The sequence below is a fragment of the Streptomyces xiaopingdaonensis genome, assembly GCF_000262345.1.
GTDB lineage: Bacteria > Actinomycetota > Actinomycetes > Streptomycetales > Streptomycetaceae > Streptomyces > Streptomyces xiaopingdaonensis.
The window spans coordinates 1-24295 of sequence record NZ_AJTQ01000374.1 but is presented as its reverse complement, the minus strand read 5'-3'; the positions used below and the strand labels follow the sequence as shown (position 1 = coordinate 24295).

Genomic DNA, 24295 nt, shown 5'->3' with positions numbered 1-24295 from the left:
GCGAACCGTGAACGAACCCGAACTCGACCTGCTCGTACGCCGGTTGACCTGGGAGGCCGAGGGTGTCCTCTCCGTCGAGCTGGTCCACCCCGAAGGCAAGCCGCTGCCCGCCTGGCAGCCGGGCGCCCACCTCGACCTGCACCTCGGCGGCCACCTGCGGCAGTACTCGCTCTGCTCGGACGCGCAGGACCCGTCGCACTACCGCGTCGGCGTCCTCAACGAGGTGTCCTCGCGCGGCGGTTCGCGCTACGTCCACACCAGGCTGCGACCCGGCGACACGGTGCGGACGGTGGGACCGAGGAACAATTTCGCGCTGGAGGAGGCCGCCGAGTACCGCTTCGTCGCCGGCGGCATCGGTGTCACGCCGCTCGTCGCCATGGTGCGCGAGGCGGTGCGCACCGGTAGGCGCTGGAGCCTCGTGCACGGGGGCCGCACCCGCGCCTCGATGGCGTTCGGGGCCGAACTGGAAACGCTCGCAGGGCAGTCGGGCCGGGTGACGTTCACCCCGCAGGACGAGCTGGGCCACATCGACCTCGACGCGGCCCTCGCCGACCTGCCGGCGGACGCGCTCGTCTACTGCTGCGGCCCCGAACCGCTCCTGTCGGCGGCCCGCGAGAAGTGCGCCGCGATCGGGTGCGAGGACCGCCTGCGGTTCGAGCGGTTCGCGGCGCCCGAGCCCCGACCCGCCGCAGCGGGCTCGGCGTTCGAGGTGGAGTGCAGCCGCTCTGGAATCACCGTCGCCGTCGACGAGGAGACGAGCATCCTCCAGGCCGTCGAGCAGGCCGGCGTCGACGTGCCGAGCTCCTGCCGCGACGGCATCTGCGGCACCTGCGAGACGCGCGTACTCGGAGGCGACCCGGAGCACCGGGACTGGCTGCTCAGCGACGCCGAGCACGCCGAGAGCCGGACGATGATGATCTGCGTCTCGCGGTGCGCCTCGCGGCGGCTCGTCCTCGACCTCTAGCAACCCCGCGCCGGCCCGTCCGGGCGGCGCCAACGCCCCTGTGCTCACCCACAGTTGGAGGAACCGTGAGCAACAACCCGCAGGACCGGGCCTGGCCCTACCTGGAGCCGCACCAGACCCGCGACACCGATCCGACACCGTACGAACTGAAGCTCGCCGCCACCCTGGAGGAGGTCTACACCCAGGACGGGCACGACCTCGCCACCGTCGTCGACGGCCTCAACAGCCGCCTCGTCCACGCGCCCGACGGGCGGCCGTGGACCGAGGAGTCGTTCCGTACCGAGATCCACCGACTGGGAGCGTGAGACGCGTGATCGGCACCAAACACGGAAGCGAGCAGGCGACAGCGGACCACATCTACGCGACCGGCCTGCGCAACCAGTGGCACCCGGTGGTGCCCTCGCACTTCGTGCGCCCCGGCGGGATGCGCCGCGTGACCGTCCTCGGCGAGCAGTGGCTGCTCTTCAGGCGCGGCGACGGCACCCTGCACATGCTCGCCGACCGCTGCCCGCACCGCGGCGCCCGCCTGTCCCTCGGGAAGCACCTCGGCGACCGCATCTCCTGCTGGTACCACGGCGTCGAGGTGGACGGCACGGGCACCGTCACCTCCGTGCCCGGGCTGCCCGGCTGCAACCTGGAGGGAAAGCAGCTCGTACCGAACCCGCCCGTCCGCGAGGTCGCCGGCGCGGTCCTCGCCTACTTCGGCGACGAACAGCACCCGGAACCCTGCGAGTTGGCGCTCCCCGAGCAGTTGGAGGACCCGGAGGTCGACCGGTTCCTCTCCTACGCCGAGTGGAACTCCACCTGGCGGTTCGACCTGGAGAACCTCCTCGACCCGATGCACGGCTCGTTCCTGCACCGCGAATCCCACTCCATGTTCGAGGGGGACACCACCGCGAAGTTCCGCATCCGCGAGACCGACCGCGGCTACTTCTTCGAGAAGACCGACCAGACCGGCGTCAACTTCGACTGGGTCGAGCTCTGCCGGACCGGCGTCGACTGGGTGGACCTCTCCATCCCCTATCCGCCCTCCGCGGGCCCCGGCGGCCCGTTCGGGATCATCGGCATGGTCTGCCCCGTCGACGCGGAGCGCAGCAGCGTCTTCTTCTGGCGGTACCGGCGGGTGCAGGGGTGGGAGCGCGACAGCTGGAGGTTCCTCTACAAGCAGGTCATCGAGGAGCGTCACTGGGAGGTGCTGGAACAGGACCGCCTCATGCTGGAGGACATGCCGGCCGACGCCGACCAGCGCGAGAACCTCTACCAGCACGACCTCGGCGTCGTACGGCTGCGGAGGCTGTACCGCGCCGAGGCCGAGAAGCAGGCGGCCGCGCTCCACGCGGGATGAGCCGCCGCGGCCGGGGACGGGCGCCGGACACCGCGACGAGGGTGAACGAGGGGTGGCGGCGCACCGGTTCCGGCCGTCCGCGCGCCGGGCCGCGCCCGCGCACCGCACCGCGGGCGCGGCCCGGCGCGCGCCCGCGTCACTCCCCGGCCGTCTCCTCGCCCTCCTCCTCGTCCGCCTCCTGTGCCGCCGCCACCGAGCGCTCCAACTTGCCCAGTAGTTTGGCCAGTTGGCGGCACTCGGCGGGCGTCATGCCGGCGAGCATCCGGCGCTCGTTCTCCAGGTGCTCGTTGAAGAGCGCGTCGATCTGCTCGATCCCCTGCTCGCTCAGCCGGGAGTGGACGACGCGGCGGTCCTCCGGATCGCGCTCCCGGACGATGAGGCCGTCCTTCTCCAGACGGTCGATACGGAGCGTGACGCCTGCGGAGCTGATCAGGCCCGAGCGGGCCAGCTCGCCCGCGGTGCGGCTGTACGGGGCGCCGGCGCGGCGGAGCGCCGTGAGCACGTCGAAGCCGGCCATCGAGATGCCGTGCCCCTCCATGGGTTTCGAGATCTGCGACTGGTACCGGAGGAAGACGCGGTGCAGGCGGGCGAAGACCTCCAGCGGCGCGGTGTCCAGCTCGGGACGTTCCCGGTTCCAGTCCTCCACGAAGGACGCCACGGCGTCCTGTTCGTGGGCGGGCTTCCTCTGCGCCATCGAGGGCCTCCCCCTCCGTGTTCTTCCTGCGGCTCGGTCGAGTCTGCGCGCTGTGGAAATCTTAGCCCTGAGCGTTCCCTGCCCTGGCCCGCGGCGGGCAGGTGTGCCCGAAAGGCACGGGGCTCGGCCGGGGCCAACTCCGCGGCTGAGGTGGGGCGTTACCGGTCACCGCCGGTTCCCGCGCTTTCCCGCGGGGGCTGTTGGTCCCGGCGGAGGGCGGCCGGGAGGCTCGCCTCCGGTCGCGGAGGGCAACGGAGCGGCGGAACCGAGGTACGGTGCGTGACGACGAGGGCGCGGCCGGGGCGCGTGTCGTGGTCACTCTTGGTGATGGGTTAGCGCCGAGCGTGTACGTCTGATAATTTCACCGCCGTCACGCTGCACCGTCCGGCCAACTCTCCGACGATGCGCCGTAGTTCAGGTACCCCTGGGTGGGAGGTTCCGAAGTGAGCGAGCTGTCGGGCGGGCCCAGTACGCCCACGGTTCTGCGGATCATCCTGGCCAGACGGCTCCAGGAGATCCGGACGCAGCGCAAGGTCACGCTCAAGCAGGCCGCGAGGGCGCTGGGCACCTCCGAGCTGACCGTGCGGCGCATCGAGAACGCGCAGGTCGGACTCAAGGCGCTCTACGTAAGGGAGTTGCTGCGGCTCTACGAGGTCCCGCAGCCGGAGGTCGAGGAGTTCCTCTCCCTCGCGGAGACGGCGCGCGAGCCCGGCTGGTGGCACCCCTTTCGCCACGCGCTGCCCTCCTGGTTCGGCGCGTACGTCAGCCTGGAGACGGGCGCGGCGCTCATCCGCCTCTACGAACCGCACTACGTCACCGGGCTGTTGCAGACCCGCGAGTACGCCCGCGCCGTCATGCGCGCCGGCTTCCCCGGGGACACCGACGACGAGCTGGAGGAGCGCGTCGAGGTGCGGTTGCGGCGCCAGGCGATAATGGAGAAGGAGGAGGCGCCGTCGATCTGGGTGGTGCTGGAGGAGGCGGCGCTGCGCCGTGTCGTCGGCGGGCCCGAGGTGATGCGCGGCCAGATCGACCACCTGCTGGACTCCCTCGACCGCCCCGACCTCACACTCCGTGTCCTCCCGTTCTCCGCGGGCCCGCACCCCGGCGCGGGCGGCCACTTCACCTACTTCCGCTTCGAGGCCCCCGAGCTCCAGGACATCGTCTACACCGAGGGCCTCACCGGCGCCGCCTACCTCGACCAGCACGGCGACGTCACCACGCACCTCGAGGCGCACATGCGCATCTCGCGCCTCGCCCACCGCCGGATCCCCGACCTCCACTCCTACCTCCACCAGCTACGCAAGGAATACGAGGCGTGACCCGCACTTAGCCGCGACGACCGGAGGGCCGCGCATGCAGCCCGCAGACGAGCACCTCGACACGAGCCGCCCGCACCCGGCCCGGATGTACGACTACTGCCTCGGCGGCGAGGACTGGTGCGAGGCCGACCGCGCGATGGCGGAGAAGGGCCTCGCGGTCTTCCCCCGCTTCCGCACCCCCGCCCGCGAGAACCGCGCCTTCATGCAGCGCGCGACGCGGTACCCGGCGCGGGAGTACGGCGTGCGGCAGTTCCTCGACATCGGCTCCGGCATCCCGACGAAGCCGAACCTGCACCAGGTCGCGCAGGCCGAGGCGCCCGAGAGCCGCGTCGTCCACCGAGATCGAGCGCTTCTTCGACGGCCTCGACCTCCTCGACCCCGGTGTCGTCGTCGCCCACCGCTGGCGCCCCGAAGTCCCGCCGGAGCGCCGGGGCTCCGAGGCCGCCGTCTACGCCGGGGCGGCGCGCAAGCCCCGAGGTGCCTGCGCCCGCACGCCCGTACGCACGAGGAGGAGAAACCTTGTCATCCCCCGCTTCCCGCCCCGCCGACGGGATCGACACCAGCCGTCCGCACTCGGCCCGGATGTACGACTACTACCTGGGCGGCAAGGACTGGTTCGCCGCCGACCGGGAAGCGGCGGAACAGGTGCTCGCCTCCTTCCCCTTCATGCGGACCGTTGCCCGCCAGAACCGCGCCTTCATGCACCGCGCCGTACGCACCCTCGCCCGCGACGCGGGGCTGCGGCAGTTCCTCGACATCGGCACGGGCATCCCGACGGAGCCGAACCTGCACCAGGTGGTCCAGGAGGTCGACCCGGCCTGCCGCGTCGTCTACGTCGACAACGACCCGATGGTGCTGGAGTACGCCGACGTCCTGCTCAGCGGCGACCCCGCGGGGCGCACCGCGTACATAGAAGCCGACGTGCTGACGGACGCCGTCCTCGACGACCCCCGCGTCCACGAGGTCCTCGACCTCACGCAGCCCGTCGCCCTCTCCCTCGTCGCGATCCTGCACTTCGTCCCCGACGACGCCGACCCCGCCGGGCTCCTCGGCGGCCTCCTCGACCGGCTCCCCTCCGGCAGCCACCTGGTCCTCAGCCACGGCACCTCCGACTTCCTCCCGGAGGAGTCCCGGCGCAGCGAGGAGGTCTACCGCAAGGGCGGCACCTCGGCCCGCACCCGCTCGCACCCGGAGATCGCGCGTTTTCTCGACGGCCTGGACGTCCTCGACCCGGGCCTCGTCCTCGCACACCAATGGCGCCCCGAGGGGCCTGTGGAGTTGAGCGACGCCGAGGTGTCGCTGTACGGGGCGGTGGCGCGGAAGCGGTGAACCGCCCCCGCGCGCACGGGCGTTGGGACGGAGCGCGGCGGACGGTACGTCTCGCGCAGGATGCGGCTCGGCCGGGTGCCGTCCCGGCCCACGACCTCGGCAGCTTCACCGGCCTTCATCGTCGCGGCCCGGCGACGCAACTGGCCGCCGGCTCCGCGGCGTTTGACGGTCGGCGTTGCTCGCTTCCGCTTCATGAGCGCGGTTTCGCAGCCGGCGGCGGCCAACTCCCCGGCTCCCGGCCTCCCAGCTCGTACGCGAGGTGCGGCGTGTGACGGCTGTCGGACCCAACGGAAGATGCGCGGCCGATATGCGGGAGAGGCGTCCGGCGGGGACCAGGCTTCGGCGGTCCTCGCCTCAACAGTCGTACAAACGCTCTCCAGCAGCCTTGATATGCCGCGGCGGCCCTATGGGGCGGGGGGCGTGGGCCGCCGCGGCTGCGGGGTCCGACCGCCGCTCAACGGCAGACCCCGACATCCCGCACGCACCGGTCCCTGGCGGATGGGCCGGGGCGAGCGGTGGCTCGGGGCGTGAGGGGGGGCTGGCCGCCTGCCTTCTCCTTAGGCGGCACCCTCGCGCCCGCGAACGCCGCAACGTTGGCAGGGGCACGTATCAGTCCGGTATCGGGGGCATCACCGGCGGTTCGACCTGCGGAAGGCGGTCTCCTGCTATCGAAAGGCCCGGCGAAAACCCGTATACCGAGCCGCAGTTGAGGCGACTCCGCCACACCGGAGCGAGCGGACCGAGACCGCCCGCGTGCCGCGCCGCGGGGCCTGTTGACTGAACCTATTCACCCCATACAGTTACTGAATACCCCTCGTCGTTCTCAGAGAGGCAGGGCGCCATGGCAGCACCGCGGACCGTACGGGCGCCGCGCGGCACACGGTTGAGTGCGCACGGCTGGCCGCAGGAGGCCGCCCTGCGGATGCTCCAGAACAACCTCGACCCGGAGGTGGCCGAGCACCCCGACCGGCTCGTCGTCTACGGCGGCACGGGAAAGGCGGCGCGCGACTGGCGCTCCTACGACGCCATGGTGCGCACCCTCACCGAACTCAGGGGCGACGAGACGATGTTGGTCCAGTCGGGCCGCCCCGTCGGCGTGATGCAGACGCACGAGTGGGCGCCGAGGGTGCTGATCGCCAACTCCAACCTCGTGGGCGACTGGGCCAATTGGGAGGAGTTCCGCCGCCTGGAGCACCTCGGACTCACCATGTACGGGCAGATGACGGCCGGTTCGTGGATCTACATCGGGACGCAGGGCATCCTCCAGGGCACCTACGAGACCTTCGCCGCCGTCGCGGCGAAGCGGTTCGGCGGAACCCTCGCCGGCACCCTCACCCTCACCGCGGGGCTCGGCGGCATGGGCGGGGCCCAGCCGCTCGCCGTCACCATGAACGACGGCGTGGCCCTCTGCATCGACTGCGACCAGCGCGCCATCGACCGCCGCATCGCCCACGGCTACCTCGACGTCTCGGCCGACGACCCGGCGCACGCACTCCGCCTCGCCGAGGAGGCGCGGCGGGAGCGCCGACCGCTCTCCGTCGGAGTCCTCGGCAACGCGGCCGAGTTGGTGCCGCGGTACCTCGCCGAGGGCGCCCCCGTGGACATCGTCACCGACCAGACGTCGGCGCACGACCCGCTCAGCTACCTGCCGCTCGGCGTCGAGCAGGCGGACAGGGAGGAGTACGCGGCGGCAGAACCCGAGGACTTCACGCGGCGGGCGCGCGAATCCATGGCCCGCCACGTCGAGGCGATGGTCGGCTTCCAGGACGCGGGTGCCGAGGTGTTCGACTACGGCAACTCCCTGCGCGGCGAGGCCCGACTCGCCGGATACGAGCGGGCCTTCGCCTACCCCGGCTTCGTACCCGCGTACATCCGCCCGCTCTTCTGCGAGGGCAAGGGCCCGTTCCGCTGGGCGGCGCTCTCCGGCGACCCCGCCGACATCGCGGCGACCGACCGCGCCCTCCTCGAACTCTTCCCGGAGGACGCCTCGTTGGCCCGCTGGCTGAAGCTCGCCGGCGAACGCGTCTCCTTCCAGGGGCTGCCGGCGCGCATCTGCTGGCTCGGGTACGGGGAGCGCGCCGAGGCCGGGGAACGCTTCAACGACATGGTCTCCAACGGCGAGTTGCAAGCCCCCGTCGTCCTCGGCAGGGACCACCTCGACTGCGGCTCGGTCGCCTCCCCGTACCGGGAGACGGAGGACATGCTCGACGGCTCGGACGCGATCGCCGACTGGCCGCTCCTCAACGCCATGGTCAACGTCGCCTCGGGCGCCTCCTGGGTCTCCTTCCACCACGGCGGCGGCGTCGGCATGGGCCGCTCGCTCCACGCCGGCCAGGTCAGTGTCGCCGACGGCACCACGCTCGCCGGCGAGAAACTTCTCCGCGTCCTCACCAACGACCCGGGCATGGGCGTGATCCGGCACGTCGACGCGGGATACGAGCGGGCCGCCGAGGTCGCCTCCGAGCGCGGCGTCCACGTCCCGATGCCGGCCGAGGAACGGGCTGGGGAGCACGGCGCATGAGCCACCCGACGTTCGCCGGGGCCGGATACGCCCCGGGCCCCGGATTCGACGCCATGTGGCGCCAGTTGGAGCCGCTCGGCCGCTGCGGGGGGACGAGCGGCTACCGGCGCTTCGCCTGGACGTCCCAGGACGCCGACTGCCGCGCCTGGTTCCGCGCCCAGGCCGTGGCGAGAGGGCTGCACCACGAGATCGACGGCAACGGCAACCAGTGGGCGTGGCTGGGGGACCGCAGCGCGGGCGGCGCCGTCGCCACCGGTTCCCACCTCGACTCCGTACCCGACGGCGGCGCCTTCGACGGCCCCCTCGGCGTCGTCTCGGCCTTCGCCGCCCTCGACGAGCTTCACCGGCGCGGGGCGCGGCTCCAGCACCCGCTCGCCGTCGTCAACTTCACCGACGAGGAGGGCGCCCGCTTCGGCCTCTCCTGCGTCGGCTCCCGCCTCGCCACCGGGCTGCTCGACCGGGCGCAGGCCGCCGAACTCCGCGACGCGGACGGCACCGGGCTGCTGCACGCGATGGAACGCGCGGGCCACGACCCGGAGTTCGTGGGGCCCGACCCCGAACGCCTCGCGGCGCTGAGTGCGTTCGTCGAGCTCCACATCGAGCAGGGCAGGGCCCTCGCCGACACCGCGCACCCCGTCGGTGTCGCCTCCGCGATCTGGCCGCACGGCCGATGGCGGTTCGATTTCTCGGGCGAGGGCAACCACGCGGGCACGACACGCCTCGCCGACCGCCGCGACCCCATGCTCACCTATGCGGGCACCGTCCTCGCGGCCCGCGAGGAGGCCCGTCTCGCAGAAGCCCTCGCCACCTTCGGCAGGGTCGACGTCGAGCCGGGGGCCGTCAACGCGATCGCGTCCCGCGTCAGCGGCTGGCTCGACTCGCGCGCGGCGGATGAGGAGACCCTCGACCGTGTCGTCGCCGGTATCGAGCGCGCCGCGGTGGAGCGGGGCGGCCGCGACGGCGTCCAAGTCGCCGTGGTCCGCGAGTCGTTCACCTCGCGCGTGGTCTTCGCCGACGCGCTCCGCGACCGCCTCGCCCGGCGCCTCGCCGACGGCGCGGGCCCTGTCCCCGTCCTCCCCACCGGAGCCGGCCACGACGCCGGCATCCTCGCCGGCTCCGTCCCCACCGCGATGCTCTACGTGCGCAACCCCACCGGCGTCTCGCACGCGCCGGCGGAGTACGCCGCGGAGGAGGACTGCCTCGCCGGCGTCACCGCGCTCGCCGACGTGCTGGAGGAGCTGGCGTGCTGAGTTACTGGTGCCAACACGCCTGGATCGGCGGGGCGGTTGCCACGGGCGTCCTGCTGGAGTGCGAGGGCGGCGTCCTCACCTCCGTGGCCCGTGCCCCCTCGCCGCCCCGGGGCGCCGAAGTGCTCTGCGGCCTCACCCTCCCGGGCTTCGCCGACGCCCACTCGCACGCCTTCCACCGGGCCCTGCGCGGCACCGTCCAGCGCGACCGCGGCACCTTCTGGACCTGGCGCGAGACGATGTACGAGGTCGCGGCGGCGCTCGACCCCGACACCTACCTGGCGCTCGCCCGCGCCGCCTACGCCGAGATGGCCCTCGCGGGCGTCACCTGCGTCGGCGAGTTCCACTACCTCCACCACGGTCCTGACGGGCGCCGCTACTCGGACCCGAACGCCATGGGCGCGGCGCTCGTCGAGGCGGCGGCGGAGGCCGGAGTCCGGCTCACGCTGCTCGACACGGCCTACCTCTCGTCCGGCCCGACGCCCGACGGCGCGGGTGTCCCGCCCGAGGGCGTCCAACTCCGGTTCTCCGACGGCTCGGCCGCCGCGTGGGCCGAGCGCGCCGAGGCGCTGGCCGGGTCCCTCGCGACCTCCGCCACGGTCCGCTGCGGCGCCGCCGTGCACTCCGTACGGGCCGTGCCCGCACGGGAGTTGGCGACGGTCGCCGAGTGGGCTCGCCGCTCCTCGGCCCCGCTCCACGTGCACCTCTCGGAGCAGCCGGCCGAGAACACCGCCTGCGTCGAGGCGTACGGCCGCACGCCCGCACGGCTCCTCGCCGACCACGGCGTCCTCGGCCCGCTGACCACGGCCGTCCACGCGACGCACCTGACGCCCGAGGACATCGGCCTCCTCGGCGGCACCCGCACGGGCGCCTGCTTCTGCCCCACCACGGAACGCGACCTCGCGGACGGCATCGGCCCCGCGCCCCGACTCGCGGCCGAGGGCGTGCGGTTGTCGCTCGGAACCGACAGCCACGCCCGCGTCGACCTGCTCGCCGAGGCCCGCTCCCTCGAACTCGACCAGCGCCTCGCGACAGGCGTACGCGGCCACTTCACCGCCGCCGAACTCCTCGACGCGGCAACGTCCGCCGGACACGCGGCGCTCGGCTGGCCGGACGCCGGCGCACTCGAACCGGGCCGCCTCGCCGACTTCACCACCGTCGCGCTCGACACCGTGCGCACCGCGGGCCCGCCCGCCGAGACCGCCGCCGAGACCGCCGTGTTCGCCGCCACCGCGGCCGACGTCCGCCATACGGTGGTGGCCGGGAGGCACGTCGTGCGGGACGGCGTCCACCTGCGCGTGGGCGACGTGGGCGGCGCGCTCGCCGCCGCGGTCGGTGCCGTGACGCCGTGACCCGCCGCCCGCCGAACGCCCCACCGGGAGCCGCCAGATGACCGCAGCAGAACCCCGCACGCCGTCGACCGTCCTCACCGGCATCGGCACCCTCGCCACCAACGCGCCCGAGCTGGGCGAGGGCCCGCTCGGCCTCGTCCACGACGCGGCGCTCGTCCTCCAGGACGGCGAGGTCGCCTGGGTCGGCCCCGACGCGCAGGCGCCTCCCGCCGACGAGGAGTTCCGTGCCGACGGCCGCGCCGTCGTCCCCGGCTTCGTCGACTCGCACTCCCACCTGCTCTACGCGGGCGACCGCACGGCCGAGTTCAACGCCCGCATGTCCGGCGTGCGTTACTCGGCGGGCGGCATCCGCACCACCGTCGCCGCCACCCGCGAGGCCGACGACGAGAGCCTCGCGGCGACCCTCGCCGCCCACCTCGACGAGATGCTGCGGCAGGGCACCACCACCGTGGAGACCAAGTCGGGCTACGGGCTCACACCCCGGGACGAGTCCCGCGCGCTGCGCGTCGCGGCGCGCCACACGGACGAGACCACCTATCTCGGCGCGCACGTCGTCCCCGCCGAGTTCGCGGACGACCCGGCCGGCTACGTCGCGCTCGTCACCGGAGAGATGCTCGACTCCTGCGCTCCGTACGCGCGTTGGATCGACGTCTTCTGCGAGGAGGGAGCGTTCGACGGCGACCAGGCGCGGGCGGTCCTCACCGCGGGGCAGGCGCGCGGCCTGGGCGCACGCGTCCACGCCAACCAGCTCGGTGCGGGCCCGGGGGTGCGGCTCGCCGTCGAGCTCGACGCCGCGTCGGCCGACCACTGCACCCACCTCGCGCCCGCCGACGTCGAGGCGCTCGCCGAGGGCGACACGGTCGCCACGCTCCTGCCCGGCTGCGAGTTCTCCACCCGCTCCCGCTACCCCGACGCGCGTGCCCTGCTCGACGCGGGCGCGACGGTGGCCCTCTCCACCGACTGCAACCCGGGCTCTTCCTACACCTCTTCGATGCCGTTCTGCCTCGCGCTCGCCGTCCGGGAGATGCACATGACGCCAGACGAGGCGCTCTGGTCCGCCACCGCGGGCGGCGCCCGCGCCCTCCGCCGCACCGACGTGGGCACCCTGCGCCCCGGCGCCCGCGCCGACGCCGTCCTGCTCGACGCGCCCTCGCACGTCCACCTCGCCTATCGTCCGGGCGTCCCGCTGGTGGCGGCGGTCTGGGAGCGCGGGGTGCGGAGGGTCTGAACCGACTGCCGCCGGGCGCGGGGCAGTCGGGAACAACGCAGTGGGCCGCCCCGGTGTGCACCGGGACGGCCCACGCACGTACGCGTTCGGCGCGTCACTCCTCCAGGGTCAGCCCCGCACGCAGGCGGCGGAGGGTCCTGGAGAGGAGCCGGGAGACGTGCATCTGCGAGATGCCCAGCTCCTCGCCGATCTCCGACTGCGTCATCCCGGCGACGAAGCGGAGCGAGAGGATCTTGCGGTCGCGCGGCGGCAGTTCCGCGATGAGCGGCTTCAGCGACTCGATGTACTCGATGCCCTCGAGGCCGTGGTCCTCGTAGCCGATGCGGTCGGCGAGGGTCCCCTCGGTGTCGTCCTCCTCGGGCTGCGCGTCGAGCGAGCTCGCGGTGTACGCGTTGCTCGCCGCCATGCCCTCGACGACCTCCTCCGTGGAGATGCTGAGGCGCTCGGCGAGCTCGTCGACGGTGGGGGAGCGGTCGAGGCGCTGCGCCAGCTCGTCGCCCGCCTTGGCGAGGTCGAGCCGGAGCTCCTGGAGGCGCCGCGGTACGCGGACGGACCAGGAGGTGTCGCGGAAGAAGCGCTTGATCTCGCCGACGATCGTCGGCATCGCGAAGGTGGGGAACTCCACCCCGCGGCCCAGCTCGAAGCGGTCGATCGCCTTGATCAGGCCGATCGTGCCGACCTGGATGATGTCCTCCATCGGCTCGCTCCGGGAGCGGAACCTGGAGGCCGCGAACTTGACGAGCGCGAGGTTCAGTTCGACGAGGGTGTTCCGGACGTACGCGTACTCGTGCGTGCCTTCTTCGAGGTTCTCCAACCGACCGAAGAGGGTCTTGGAGAGAGCCCGTGCGTCAACGGGCCCCACCTGGTCGTACGGTGGGATCTCGGGTATCTGGAGCTGGTCGAGGATTTCCTCCACCGAGTCCGGGCTCGTGTGGTCCGCATCCCGTTCCGGGGCGTGGTCTTCCGGAACGGCCGGGTCGGTGAACTCCGATATCCCGTGGTCGAGCCGGGGTGACATGGTGTCCTCCATCTTTCTCGGCATATGGCTGCCGGAGCCGTGACGTGCACTACGAGGTGCGGCGCCTCCAAAGCCGACGTGTTCTACGGATGTCACTACTAGCCCTACCTGCTTCTGTGTGGCCCTGGCAAGCGCGTAATGTCCGCTTTGTTCAAGTCTGTTGGTTGTTCGGGTACCGGTCGTGCCCGGGAGGGCGTAGGGTTCTAACCGCTCGACGAGGGCGGAGGCGCCGCAGCGTCACGAAACCCTCACGCAACCAGAAGGGGTGTGCATGGACCGCGGAGTGCCCGGCAGCACGAGCCGGGGCCGACTGACGGTCGACGTACGGTACGCGGGCGCCAGTGCCGTGGTGACCCCCGAGGGTGAGCTCGATCACCATACCGCCGAGGCGCTGCGAGAGCCGCTGGAGCGCTGCGTCGAGGAGGGCAGGTCCCGCCTCGTGGTGGACTGCTCGCGGCTCGAGTTCTGCGATTCCACCGGGCTGAACGTGCTGCTGGGCGCGCGGCTGAAAGCCGAGTCCGCCGGAGGCGGGGTCCACCTCGCGGGGATGCTTCCCGTCGTCGCCAGAGTCTTCGAAATCACCGGAGCGACAGCGGTGTTCACCGTCCACGAGGACCTCGAATCCGCCCTTGCCGGAGCGCCGGAAGCATAACTTCCGCCCGCGCGGGGCGAGTTGGAACGTCGCAGGTCACGGGGGGCGATGTGTCGGCGGGGCCCCGGCAGGGGTATGCCGAACCGACATCCGCGCGTTACACGCATCACACCAGTCCGGCCGAATCCGTGGGTGTTCTCACGGTGCGGCAGGGCAGGAGACCTCTGAATCTGTCAGGCATTCGTTAACAGCGCGACCAGACTGGCGCCAGCAGACGAATCGGTAAACGGTGATCGGTGAGGTGAACCACTGATGAGCACCACCCGGCCCCAATCGGCCGGCGACGGCGGCCAGGAGCCCGAGAGCTTCCCTGCCGCCGCCGCGCCGGAGGCCGCGGCTGCTGACGGTGGTCTCCAGGAGCCGCCGATCGCCGGAGCCGGCGCTGCGGGCACCGAGGGAGGTGGCGGCACCGTGCGTAACGCCGCCGAGGGCGCCGCGGCAGCGTGCGGCGCAGCGCAACCGACCGGTGAGCCCGGCGGAACGTCCACGGCCACGACCCCCGTCCTGCGCCAGGTGCGCCGGCTCCGGCTCGCCGGGGCGGGGGGAGCGGTCGCGCGGGCCCGCGACTTCACCCGGCAGGCGCTCCACGACTGGAGCTGGCTCCCCGCCGCCACCGCCGACCAACGCGCCGCGGCCGAGGACGCGTTGCTCGTCGTCTCGGAACTGGTGACCAACGCCTGCCTGCACGCCGAAGGGCCGGAGGAGCTGCGGCTCGGGAACGGCGCCAAGGTGCTGCGGGTCGAGGTCGTCGACGCGGGGAGCGGCTCGCCCTCGCCGCGCACACCGCACCGCGTGGGCCGCCCGGGCGGGCACGGCATGTTCATCGTGCAGCGGCTCTGCCTCGACTGGGGCGTCGTCCGCAGTCCCCAGGGCACGGGCAAGACCGTCTGGGCCGAGCTCGCCGCCCCCAACTGACACCCGTACAGCCTCTGCGTACGCCTCGGCCCCGACCGGACAACTCCGGCCGGGGCCGAGGCGGACGGCGCGCCGCCCCCGCGCCCGGCGGGGGGCGGCGCGGGGCTCAGTCCGCGGTCTCCATCTGCGCCGCGATCTTCTTGCGGTACATGTACACCGCGAATCCGGCGAGCACCGCGAGGGTTGCCTCCATCGCGACGATGCCCCTGCCGCTGAGGTCGGCCCCGCCGATGGCGAGGAGCCCGGTGATGCTGTCGCCCGCGGTCACCGCGAGGAACCAGACGCCCATGAGCTGGCTCGCGTACTTCGCCGGTGCCAGCTTCGTCGTGACCGAGAGGCCGACGGGCGAGAGGCAGAGCTCGGCGATGGTGTGCAGCAGGAAGATGAGCACCAGCCACATCGGGCTCACCTTGCCGTCCTGGGCCATCGCCATGGGGACGAGGAACGCGAAGAACGACAGCCCCGTGACGACGAGCGCGAAGGAGAACTTCCCGGTCGTCGAGGGCTCCTTGCTGCGCCGGGCCAGCGCCACCCATATCGCGGCGAAGACCGGCGCGAGCAGGATGATGAGGAGCGGGTTGATCGACTGGAACCAGGTGGAGGGGAACGACCAGCCGAGGATCGAGGTGTCGGTCTTGGTGTCGCCGAACGCCTGGACCGTCGAGGCGCCCTGGTCGTAGATCATCCAGAAGATCGCGGCGGCGGCGAAGAACCAGATGTAGCCGCTCATCTTGCCCTGCTCGGCGCGCGAGAGGTCCCTGTCCCGCTTGATCCGCACCAGCATGCCGACGGGGAGCACCAGGCCGAGGACGGTGAGCGGCACCATCGCCCAGTTGAGCGTGAAGTGCCCGGTGCCCACGACGATGCCGTAGAAGACGGCCGCGGCCGCGAGCCAGATCAGCCCCTTGCGCACCACCGAGCTGCGCTCCTTGTCGCTCAGCGGCGACGGCACGAGGTTGCTGCGCTCGCCCAGGTGGCGCGAGCCGAGCAGGAACTGGACGAGGCCGAGCCCCATGCCGACGGCGGCGAGCGCGAAGCCCAGGTGCCAGTTGACGGTCTGGCCGACGGTGCCGATCACGAGCGGGGCGCAGAAGGAGCCGAGGTTGATCCCCATGTAGAAGACGGTGAACCCGCCGTCCCTGCGCGGGTCGTCGGGACCGTTGTAGAGGTCGCCGACCATCGCGGAGATGTTCGCCTTCAGCAGCCCCGAGCCGATCGCGACGAACGCGAGGCCGACGAAGAAGACGCTCTGGCCCGGCAGCGCGAGGCAGAGGTGGCCGGCCATGATGACGCCGGCGGCGACGGCGACGGTCTTGCGCGGGCCCCAGACCCGGTCGCCGAACCAGCCGCCGGGCATGGTCAGCAGATAGACCATGGCGTTGTAGACGGAGTAGATGGCCGTCGCCGTGGCGAGGTCCATCGCGAGGCCGCCGCCGACGGCGGACGAGTCCGCGTCGGGCCCGCCCGCGATGAGGTAGACGACGAGGAGGGCGCGCATGCCGTAGAAGCTGAAGCGCTCCCACATCTCCGTCATGAAGAGAGTGGCCAAGCCGCGTGGGTGGCCGAAGAAGGTCTTGCCCCCGGTGTCGCCGGCGGCTGCCTGCGTCGGGCTGGGCGCCATAGTGCGTATTCCTTGCTTTTTTCGGACTCTTCCGGAACGCGAAGCCCGCACTGCGCCGTACGAGAGGCGTGAACGCGTCCGGTGTGGGGGTGCGCGAGACCCGGCCCGCTGTGCACGCGGGGCTCACACGCAAAAGGACCCTGGCCATGTGGTGCTGGGTGGCCGAGAGTCCTTGACGTTGACTACGCCGACTTTCAACTACGCGAACGTCACTACAAGTAGTGCTCTCACCTTACGTCACCACCGCGAGGGGACGAAAAGGGTGTGCGAGACAGATCACACCAGTCCGAGGGTGTTCGTCCGGCCTCCGCAGCGAGTTGCTCACCCTCCGTGCATCCGTGGCGGGGGCGCGTCCGAACCTCGGTACCCGCGGCTACCGTCGGCGACGAGGATTACCATCGGGCCATGACCCGAGTACTGCTGGCCGAGGACGACGCCTCGATCTCGGAACCGCTCGCCCGCGCCCTCCGCCGGGAGGGCTACGAGGTCGAGGTGCGCGAGGACGGCCCCACGGCGCTCGACGCCGGACTCAGCGAGGGCATCGACCTCGTCGTCCTCGACCTCGGCCTCCCGGGGATCGACGGCCTGGAGGTCTGCCGCCGGCTGCGCACCGAGGGGCACACGTTCCCCGTCCTTGTCCTCACCGCCCGCGCCGACGAGGTGGACACCGTCGTCGGGCTCGACGCCGGCGCCGACGACTACGTCACCAAGCCCTTCCGCCTCGCCGAACTCCTCGCGCGGGTACGCGCGCTGCTGCGCCGCGGCATCCCGCAGGAACCCGCGGCGAGCCCCGCGACGCACGGCGTGCGGATCGACGTCGAGTCCCACCGCGCCTGGATGGGCGAGGACGAACTCCAGCTCACGGCGAAGGAGTTCGACCTCCTCAGGGTCCTCGTGCGGGACGCGGGCCGCGTCGTCACGAGGGACCAGCTCATGCGCGAGGTCTGGGACACCACCTGGTGGTCCTCGACCAAGACCCTGGACATGCACATCTCCTGGCTCCGCAAGAAGCTCGGCGACGACGCCGCCAACCCGAGGTACATCGCCACCGTCCGAGGGGTCGGCTTCCGCTTCGAGAAGAGCTGAAGGAACCGCCAGGAAGACCGAAAGAAGGGGCACGGACGCCCCGCGACCCGATCCAGGTGACCGGTGAGACGCCAACTCATCTCCTCCACGCTCTCCGTGGTCCTCGTCGTCGTCGCCGTCTTCGGGATCTCACTCGTGATCGTCGAGTCGAGGACGATCGAGGCGAGCGCGAAGGACGGCGTCCGCTCGGAGGCGGCGCGGCTCGTCGGCACCGTGGAGAGCCGGCTCGTGGCGGGGGAGCGGGTGACGCCGAAGTCGATCGGCATCACCGCGTCCGACGACCGCTACGTCCGCATCGACGTCCCCGGACGGAAGCCGATCGAGCTCGGCGAGGAGCCCTCCAGCGACGCGGTCACGGCGCGGGAGAAGGGGTCGCAGGGCGAGGAGGTCCTGGTCCAGGAGCCGCGCTCCGTCGTCCGCGCCGAGGTGGTGCGGACACTGATGATCATCCTCGCGGTTGCGCTCCTCGCGGTCGCCTCGGCGGCGATCCTCGCCGTGCGGCAGGCCCACCGGGTCGGGGCACCGCTCACCGACCTCGCCGAGACCGCAGAGCGCCTCGGCTCGGGCGACCCGCGTCCGCGCCACCGGCGCTACGGCGTACCGGAGTTGGACCGCGTCGCCGACGTCCTCGACTCCAGCGCCGACCGCATCGGCCGCATGCTCACCGCCGAGCGGCGCCTCGCCGCCGACGCCTCGCACCAGCTCCGCACTCCGCTCACGGCGCTCTCCATGCGCCTGGAGGAGATCATCGCGACCGCAGAGGCGGACACCCCCGAGGACCGCGCCCTCGTCAAGGAGGAGGCGACGATCGCGCTCGCCCAGGTGGAGCGCCTCACCGACGTCGTCCAACGGCTCCTCACCAACTCCCGTGACCCCAGGGACGGTTCGGCGATCACCTTCGACCTCGACGAGGTCGTCAAGCAGCAGATCGAGGAGTGGAAGCCGGCCTACCGCAGCGAGGGCAGGGCGCTCGTCCGCTCGGGGAAGCGGGGCCTGCACGCCGTCGGCACACCGGGGGCCGTCGCGCAGGTCCTGGCGACGCTCATCGAGAACTCGCTGATGCACGGCGAGGGCACGGTCGCGCTGCGTACCCGCGTCACCGGCAACCAGGCGGTGGTCGAGGTGAGCGACGAGGGCCCCGGCGTCGATCCGCAGCTCGGCTCCCGGGTCTTCGAGCGGAGCGTGAGCGGGCGCAACTCCACGGGGCTCGGGCTCGCCGTGGCCCGGGACTGGGCCGAGGCCGACGGCGGCCGACTGGAGCTGCTACAGCAACTGCCGCCCGTCTTCGGCCTGTTCCTCAGCCGCGAGACCGACCGCTCCTGACGCGGGCGCTCGCCGCCTGTCCCGGAAGACCCAGGTGCGGTACGACCAGAAGCGGAACGCGGTGCCGAGCCCCAGGCCGATCACGTTCTTCGCGACGTTGTCGGCGAGCGCCGAGGTGTAGCCGAGGCCGTAGTGCGAGAGCGCGAGGACGCCGTTCTCCAGCACCAGCGCGATGCCGCTGAAGAGGAAGAAGAGCGACGTCTCCCGCGGGACGCGGTGCTTGTCCGCGTGCCGGTAGGTCCAGTAGCGGTTGCCCACGTAGTTGGTGCCGATCGCCAGCGTCTGCGCGAGGATGCCGGAGCGGATCGGCGCGAGCTGGAAGCTGTGCATGCAGACGTTGAAGACGACGACGTTGACGAGGAACCCCACGGCCCCCACGGCGCCGAACTTGGCCGCCTCACGGACGAGTCCACGCAGCCTTCCGCCGACTCCGCGCCATTGAGCCATGGTCGTCGCTGCGCCCCGTCCTGCGGCCGCCCCTCGGGCGGCCCCCGTCCGCGACCGCCCGGGGGCGGACGCTCTGCCTGCCTTGGTCTGCCGGCCGTTCCCCGCCCCGCGGTTCGGCCGGGTCATGCTGACCAGCAGCCGTCGCCGCGCTGCGCGACCTCGCCGGCGGCGGGGCGCATGCCCCGCGGCCGTGCCGGCCGGGCCATGCTAACCAGCAGCCGCCGCGGCCGTGCGCGGCTACGCCGAAGCGCCGCCGGTTCGCCGCGTCGAAGCGCCGCCGCGCCGCCGCCTCGCTGCGCCGTGCAGACGGGGGCCGCAGGCCGGAGCGGGGTCGCGGGTTAGGCTGAAGTACGTGACGTATCCCCTGGTCGGTATGGTCGGCGGCGGTCAGCTCGCGCGTATGACGCACGAGGCTGGCATCCCGCTCGGCATCAGGTTCAGACTCCTCGCGGACACCCCGCAGGACTCGGCGGCGCAGGTCGTCAACGACGTCGTCGTGGGCGACTACCGCGATCTGCCGACGCTCCTCTCCTTCGCCCGCGGCTGCGACGTGGTCACCTTCGACCACGAGCACGTGCCGGCCGCGCACCTGCGCGCCCTGGAGGCGGAGGGCGTCGTGGTGCGCCCGGGGCCCGAGGCGCTCGCCCACGCCCAGGACAAGGGCGTGATGCGGAGCCGCCTCAGCGAACTCGGCATCCCCAGCCCGCGCCACCGGATCGTGCGCGACGAGGCGGACGTCGCCGCTTTCGCCGCCGAGGTCGGCGGCTTCCCCGTGGTCCTCAAGACGGTCCGCGGCGGGTACGACGGCAAGGGCGTCTGGGTGGTCCGCAGCACCGAGGAGGCCGCTGAACCGTTTCTCGCCGGGGTGCCGGTGCTCGGTGAGGAGAAGGTCCCCTTCGTCAGGGAACTCGCGGCCGACGTGGTGCGCTCGCCGCACGGCCAGGCCGTCGCCTACCCGGTGGTCGAGTCGATCCAGGTGAACGGCGTCTGCGACACGGTGATCGCGCCCGCGCCCGGCCTCGCCGAGGAAACGGCCGTGCAGGCGCAGGAGTTGGCGCTGCGGATCGCGAAGGATCTGGGTGTCGTCGGACACCTGGCGGTCGAGCTCTTCGAGACGGAGGACGGCCGCGTCCTCGTCAACGAGCTGGCGATGCGCCCGCACAACTCCGGCCACTGGACCCAGGACGGCGCCGTCACCTCCCAGTTCGCCAACCACCTCCGCGCCGTCCTCGACCTGCCGCTCGGCGACCCGCACCCGCGCGCTCCGTGGACCGTGATGGCGAACGTCCTCGGCGGCGACTACCCCGACATGTACGCGGCGTACCTCCACTGCATGGCGAGGGACCCGCAGTTGAAGATCCACATGTACGGCAAGGACGTGAAGCCGGGCCGCAAGGTCGGCCACGTCAACACCTTCGGCGACGACCTCGACGACGTACGGGAGCGCGCGGCGCACGCCGCCGGGTACCTCAGGGGTACCGTCACCGAGTGAGCGGCGGCCCCTCGCGGGCCGCGTCCGGGAGTGAGCACCGTCAGTCTGCGAGGAGCGCCGGTATGAGCAGTAAGCCCCAACACCCGTCCGTCGGCATCGTGATGGGCTCCGACTCGGACTGGCCCGTGCTGGAGGCGGCGGCCACCGCGCTCGACGAGTTCGACGTCGGCTACGAGGCCGACGTCGTCTCGGCGCACCGCATGCCGCGCGCGATGCTGGAGTACGGCGAGCGGGCGGCCGACCGCGGCCTGAAGGCGATCATCGCCGGCGCCGGCGGTGCCGCGCACCTTCCCGGCATGCTCGCCTCCGTGACGCCGCTCCCGGTGATCGGCGTCCCCGTCCCGCTCAAGCACCTCGACGGTATGGACTCGCTCCTCTCGATCGTGCAGATGCCGGCGGGCGTTCCCGTCGCCACCGTCTCGGTCGGCGGCGCACGCAACGCGGGGCTGCTCGCCGTACGCATCCTCGCCGCGGCCGACGAGCGGCTGCGGGAGCGGATGGTGCGGTTCCAGGGCGAGTTGGAGGAGCAGGCGGCGGAGAAGGGCCGGCGGCTGCGCGGCAAGGTCTCGGGCGAGACCGGCTTCGGATTCGGAGGCAAGTGATGACGACCGGCATGCGTCCCGCGCTGGAGCGCGCTCACGAGCTCCTCGCCGAACACCCCGTCGTCGACGGGCACAACGACCTCCCTTGGGCGCTGCGCGAGCAGGTCGGCTACGACCTCGACCGCCGCGACATCGCCGAGGACCAGCACGCCCACCTCCACACCGACCTGCCCCGGCTGCGGCAGGGCGGCGTCGGAGGGCAGTTCTGGTCGGTCTACGTCACGGCCGAGCTCGCGGGGGACCGCGCGGTCAGCGCCACGATGGAGCAGATCGACGTCGTGCGCAGGCTCGTCGACCGCTACCCCGACGTCCTCCGACTCGCCTTCACGGCGGAAGAGATGGAGGCGGCGCGGGCCGACGGCAGGATCGCCTCGCTCATGGGGGCCGAGGGCGGCCACTCGATCGACAACTCCCTCGCCACCCTCCGCGCGCTCCACCGCCTCGGCGTCCGCTACATGACGCTGACGCACAACGACAACCTCGCGTGGGCCGACTCCGCGACCGACGAACCCGTCCACGGCGGGCTCACCCGCTTCGGCGAGGAGGTCGTGCGCGAGATGAACCGCCTCGGCATGCTCGTCGACCTCTCGCACGTCTCGGCCGACACGATGCGCGACGCGCTGCGGGTCACCGAGGCGCCGGTGCTCTTCTCGCACTCCTCGGCGCGCGCCGTCTGCGACCACCCGCGGAACATCCCGGACGACGTGCTCGCCCAACTCCCCGCCAACGGCGGCGTGGCGATGGCGACCTTCGTGCCGAAGTTCATCCTCCCCGCCGCCGTCGAGTGGACGAGCCGTGCGGACGAGAACATGCGCGCGCACGGGCTCCGCCCGCTCGACCTCAGCGCGCGCGGCAAGCAGGTGCAGGCCGCGTTCGAGGAGGCGCATCCGCGCCCGTCGGCGACCGCCTCGACCGTCGCCGACCACCTCGACCACATGCGCGAGGTCGCCGGCATCGACCACCTCGGCATCGGCGGCGACTACGACGGCACCGCCTTCACCCCCACCGACCTCGCCGACGTCGCCGGCTACCCGAACCTCGTCGCCGAACTCCTCGACCGCCGCTGGTCCGAGGCCGACCTCGCCAAGCTCACCTGGGGCAACGCCGTCCGCGTCCTCCGCGACGCGGAGGCCGCCGCGCGCGACCTCCGCGCCCGTCGGGGCCCGTCGATCGCCACGATCGAGCAGCTCGACGGCTGAGCGGCCGGTGCCGCACGGCCGGGCGAACGGCCGTGCGGCACCTGGTCTCCGAGTCGCTGCTCCGCCGGGTCAGTTGAGTTTCAGCGTCGGCTCGTGGAGGTCGAACCAGACGGCGAGGTCGAGCGTGCGCTCCATCGCGGAGCGCTGCTCCTGGGTGACGGTGTCGCCCGTCGCCTCGGTGGCCGTGCGGAGCGCCGCGGGGTCGCAGAGGGCGAGCGCCGGGTGGTCGTCGGCGAGGAGTCCGGCGGTCTGCGACTGCACGGCGGCGAGGTAATCCGGGTCGAAGCTGCCCGGGTAGCCGCTCTTCTTCCGGTCGGCGACCGACTGCGGGAGCAGGTCGCGGGTGGCGGCGCGCAGCAGGCTCTTCTCGCGGCCGTCGAAGGTCTTCAGCGACCAGGGGGTGTCGAAGACGTACTCGACGAGCCGGTGGTCGCAGAAGGGGACGCGCACCTCCAGGCCGACGGCCATGCTCATCCGGTCCTTGCGGTCGAGGAGCGTCTGCACCATGCGGGTCAGGTGGAGGTAGCACACCTGCCGCATCCGCGCCTCCGCCGCGCTCTCGCCCTCCTTCGACGGCGTCTCCCGTACGGCGGACGCGTAGTGGTCGGCGACGTAGGCGTCGAGGTCGAGTTGGCGGGCGAGGCCTGGTTCGAGTGCGTTGCCGAAGAGGCGCATCCCGCCCGCGAGCCAGGGGAAGGTGTCGGTCCTTGCGCGCTCGTCGTGGAACCAGGGGTAGCCGCCGAAGACCTCGTCTGCCGATTCGCCCGAGAGCGCGACCGTCGACTCCTCGCGTACCGCCTTGAAGAGCAGGTAGAGCGAGTTGTCGCGGTCCCCGAGGCCCATGGGCAGGTCGCGGGCCTCGACGACGGCGCGCCTGACGGCCGGGTCCGAGAGCGAGGAGCCGTCGAGGACGATGTCCCGGTGGTCGCAGCGCACGTGCTCGGCGACCGCGTGCACGTACGGGGTGTCCTGGGTGGGGCTGACGTCGATGGCCCGGAAGTTCTCCGCCTGGTGCGGGAAGTCGACCGCGAAGCTGCGTACCGTCTCGCCCTTCTCCGCGAGTCGGCGCGCGGCGAGGGCGGTGAGTGCCGAGGAGTCGAGGCCCCCGGAGAGCAGGGTGCACCGGGGCACGTCGGCGACGAGCTGGCGCGCCGTGATGTCCTCCAGCAGCTCGCGGACGTGCGCCACGGCCGTCTCGCGGTCCGGCCTGGCGTCGGTGGTGCCCAGCCGCCAGTACGCCTGCTCGCGCACGCCGTTGCGGTCGGCCACGGCGAGGTGCCCGGGGCGCAGCTCCCGCATCCCCTCCCAGACGGCGTGGCCCGGCGTCTTCGCGAAGGAGAAGAGCTCGCGCAGGCCGTCGAGGCCGACCTCGGCGGGGCAGAGCGGGTTGGCGAGGATCGCCTTGGGCTCCGAGCCGAAGAGAACGCCGTCCTCGGTCTCGTAGAAGTAGAAGGGCTTGATGCCCATCCGGTCGCGGAGCATCAGCAGCTTCTCGGTGCGCGCGTCCCAGATCGCGAAGGAGTACATGCCGTTGAGCCGCTCGGCGAGCGCCTCGCCCCACTCCAGGTAGCCGCGGAGGACGACCTCGGTGTCCGAGTCGGTGGTGAACCGGTGGCCGCGGCTGCGGAGTTCGCCGCGCAGCTCGGTGTAGTTGTACGCCTCGCCGCTGTACACCATCGCCACCTCGCCGTCGTCGGTGGCGATCCGCATCGGCTGCGCCCCGCCCGGCAGGTCGATGACGGCGAGACGGCGGTGGCCCAGCGCCGCGTGCGGTGCGATCCAGGAACCGCGCGCGTCCGGACCACGGCACGCCATCGTCTCCGTCATGGCGTTCAGGGTCTGCTGGTGTTCGTTGAGGTCCCGACGGTACGAGACCCATCCGGTGATGCCGCACACAGGCGATCGACCTTCCCTCGCGAGCGGGTAGATGTATGCACCATG

General features: G+C 72.3%; 21 protein-coding genes and 2 pseudogenes. 18 read left to right on the top strand and 5 right to left on the bottom strand.

Annotated features, from left to right (window positions below; genetic code table 11):
• The first annotated feature begins 7 nt into the window (after window positions 1-7).
• The 3 genes from UWG_RS0128945 (at window position 8) to UWG_RS0128935 (ending at window position 2309) form a co-directional block, all read left to right on the top strand.
• Window positions 8-964 (top strand): PDR/VanB family oxidoreductase, encoded by a 957-nt coding sequence (locus UWG_RS0128945; protein WP_016910691.1) that lies wholly within the window; start codon window positions 8-10, stop codon window positions 962-964.
• A gap of 65 nt (window positions 965-1029) precedes the next feature.
• Window positions 1030-1269, top strand: a complete 240-nt coding sequence (locus UWG_RS0128940) for a recombinase-like helix-turn-helix domain-containing protein (RefSeq protein WP_016910690.1) — start codon at window positions 1030-1032, stop codon at window positions 1267-1269.
• Window positions 1266-2309, top strand: a complete 1044-nt coding sequence (locus UWG_RS0128935; RefSeq protein ID WP_016910689.1) for an aromatic ring-hydroxylating oxygenase subunit alpha — start codon at window positions 1266-1268, stop codon at window positions 2307-2309. The genes UWG_RS0128940 and UWG_RS0128935 overlap by 4 nt, the downstream gene beginning before the upstream one ends.
• Window positions 2310-2445: 136 nt before the next feature.
• Here UWG_RS0128935 and UWG_RS0128930 read toward each other — a convergent pair whose 3' ends face one another.
• A complete protein-coding gene (locus UWG_RS0128930) occupies window positions 2446-3003 on the bottom strand; it encodes a MarR family winged helix-turn-helix transcriptional regulator (RefSeq protein ID WP_016910688.1) in 558 nt (185 codons plus the stop codon).
• A 443-nt stretch (window positions 3004-3446) separates the two neighbouring features.
• Between UWG_RS0128930 and UWG_RS0128925 the strand changes: the two genes are divergently transcribed.
• The 8 genes and pseudogenes from UWG_RS0128925 to hutI all read left to right on the top strand — a co-directional run bounded on the left by UWG_RS0128925 (window position 3447) and on the right by hutI (window position 11999).
• Window positions 3447-4322 (top strand): helix-turn-helix domain-containing protein, encoded by an 876-nt coding sequence (locus UWG_RS0128925; RefSeq protein ID WP_016910687.1) that lies wholly within the window; start codon window positions 3447-3449, stop codon window positions 4320-4322.
• 34 nt (window positions 4323-4356) lie between these two features.
• Window positions 4357-4665 (top strand): annotated as a pseudogene (locus UWG_RS32500) (SAM-dependent methyltransferase); the annotation flags it as partial.
• A pseudogene (locus tag UWG_RS34370) lies at window positions 4664-4783 on the top strand (SAM-dependent methyltransferase); the annotation flags it as partial. The pseudogenes UWG_RS32500 and UWG_RS34370, both read left to right, overlap by 2 nt.
• 58 nt (window positions 4784-4841) lie before the next feature.
• Entirely contained in the window at window positions 4842-5651 is an 810-nt protein-coding gene (locus tag UWG_RS0128915) for an SAM-dependent methyltransferase (protein ID WP_033196434.1), read from the top strand.
• 841 nt (window positions 5652-6492) lie between these two features.
• The gene (hutU, locus tag UWG_RS0128910; RefSeq protein ID WP_029391872.1) at window positions 6493-8172 is read left to right on the top strand and encodes a urocanate hydratase; all 1680 of its coding nucleotides are present in this window, start codon (window positions 6493-6495) and stop codon (window positions 8170-8172) included.
• Window positions 8169-9422 (top strand): allantoate amidohydrolase, encoded by a 1254-nt coding sequence (locus UWG_RS0128905; protein ID WP_016910683.1) that lies wholly within the window; start codon window positions 8169-8171, stop codon window positions 9420-9422. The genes hutU and UWG_RS0128905 overlap by 4 nt, the downstream gene beginning before the upstream one ends.
• Window positions 9416-10771: a formimidoylglutamate deiminase gene (locus tag UWG_RS0128900; RefSeq protein ID WP_016910682.1), complete on the top strand. Its 1356-nt coding sequence runs from the start codon at window positions 9416-9418 to the stop codon at window positions 10769-10771. Before UWG_RS0128905 ends, UWG_RS0128900 begins: the two co-directional genes overlap by 7 nt.
• A 37-nt stretch (window positions 10772-10808) precedes the next feature.
• Entirely contained in the window at window positions 10809-11999 is a 1191-nt protein-coding gene (gene hutI, locus UWG_RS0128895) for an imidazolonepropionase (RefSeq protein ID WP_016910681.1), read from the top strand.
• Window positions 12000-12093: 94 nt separating this feature from the next.
• Here hutI and UWG_RS0128890 read toward each other — a convergent pair whose 3' ends face one another.
• Window positions 12094-13029 carry an RNA polymerase sigma factor SigF gene (locus tag UWG_RS0128890; RefSeq protein ID WP_016910680.1) on the bottom strand — a complete coding sequence of 312 codons (936 nt, stop codon included), beginning with the start codon at window positions 13027-13029 and terminating at the stop codon, window positions 12094-12096.
• Between the two features lie 259 nt (window positions 13030-13288).
• Between UWG_RS0128890 and UWG_RS0128885 the strand changes: the two genes are divergently transcribed.
• Together UWG_RS0128885 and UWG_RS0128880 are read left to right on the top strand one after the other, a co-directional pair.
• On the top strand, window positions 13289-13669 hold the full coding sequence (locus UWG_RS0128885; protein WP_016910679.1) for an STAS domain-containing protein: 381 nt from the start codon (window positions 13289-13291) through the stop codon (window positions 13667-13669).
• 252 nt (window positions 13670-13921) lie between these two features.
• Window positions 13922-14584 carry an ATP-binding protein gene (locus tag UWG_RS0128880; RefSeq protein ID WP_016910678.1) on the top strand — a complete coding sequence of 221 codons (663 nt, stop codon included), beginning with the start codon at window positions 13922-13924 and terminating at the stop codon, window positions 14582-14584.
• Window positions 14585-14690: 106 nt separating this feature from the next.
• On the opposite strand, the gene UWG_RS0128875 is transcribed toward UWG_RS0128880, so the two are convergent.
• Window positions 14691-16205: a peptide MFS transporter gene (locus UWG_RS0128875; RefSeq protein WP_016910677.1), complete on the bottom strand. Its 1515-nt coding sequence runs from the start codon at window positions 16203-16205 to the stop codon at window positions 14691-14693.
• Window positions 16206-16610: 405 nt separating this feature from the next.
• Between UWG_RS0128875 and UWG_RS0128870 the strand changes: the two genes are divergently transcribed.
• Both UWG_RS0128870 and UWG_RS0128865 read left to right on the top strand, forming a co-directional pair.
• A complete protein-coding gene (locus UWG_RS0128870; protein WP_016910676.1) occupies window positions 16611-17291 on the top strand; it encodes a response regulator transcription factor in 681 nt (226 codons plus the stop codon).
• 63 nt (window positions 17292-17354) lie between these two features.
• Window positions 17355-18614: an ATP-binding protein gene (locus UWG_RS0128865; protein ID WP_016910675.1), complete on the top strand. Its 1260-nt coding sequence runs from the start codon at window positions 17355-17357 to the stop codon at window positions 18612-18614.
• Here UWG_RS0128865 and UWG_RS0128860 read toward each other — a convergent pair.
• The gene (locus UWG_RS0128860) at window positions 18555-19061 is read right to left on the bottom strand and encodes a GtrA family protein (protein ID WP_016910674.1); all 507 of its coding nucleotides are present in this window, start codon (window positions 19059-19061) and stop codon (window positions 18555-18557) included. The two genes, UWG_RS0128865 and UWG_RS0128860, sit on opposite strands and share 60 nt — an antisense overlap.
• A gap of 352 nt (window positions 19062-19413) precedes the next feature.
• On the opposite strand from UWG_RS0128860, the gene UWG_RS0128855 reads away from it, so the two are divergent.
• The 3 genes from UWG_RS0128855 (at window position 19414) to UWG_RS0128845 (ending at window position 22354) form a co-directional block, all read left to right on the top strand.
• Window positions 19414-20553 carry a 5-(carboxyamino)imidazole ribonucleotide synthase gene (locus UWG_RS0128855; RefSeq protein WP_029391870.1) on the top strand — a complete coding sequence of 380 codons (1140 nt, stop codon included), beginning with the start codon at window positions 19414-19416 and terminating at the stop codon, window positions 20551-20553.
• Between the two features lie 62 nt (window positions 20554-20615).
• Entirely contained in the window at window positions 20616-21155 is a 540-nt protein-coding gene (gene purE / locus UWG_RS0128850) for a 5-(carboxyamino)imidazole ribonucleotide mutase (protein WP_016910672.1), read from the top strand.
• Complete coding sequence (locus UWG_RS0128845; RefSeq protein WP_016910671.1) at window positions 21155-22354, top strand: dipeptidase; 1200 nt, start codon at window positions 21155-21157, stop codon at window positions 22352-22354. The genes purE and UWG_RS0128845 overlap by 1 nt, the downstream gene beginning before the upstream one ends.
• Window positions 22355-22423: 69 nt before the next feature.
• On the opposite strand, the gene asnB is transcribed toward UWG_RS0128845, so the two are convergent.
• Window positions 22424-24250: an asparagine synthase (glutamine-hydrolyzing) gene (asnB, locus tag UWG_RS0128840; RefSeq protein WP_016910670.1), complete on the bottom strand. Its 1827-nt coding sequence runs from the start codon at window positions 24248-24250 to the stop codon at window positions 22424-22426.
• Between the last annotated feature and the right edge of the window lie 45 nt (window positions 24251-24295).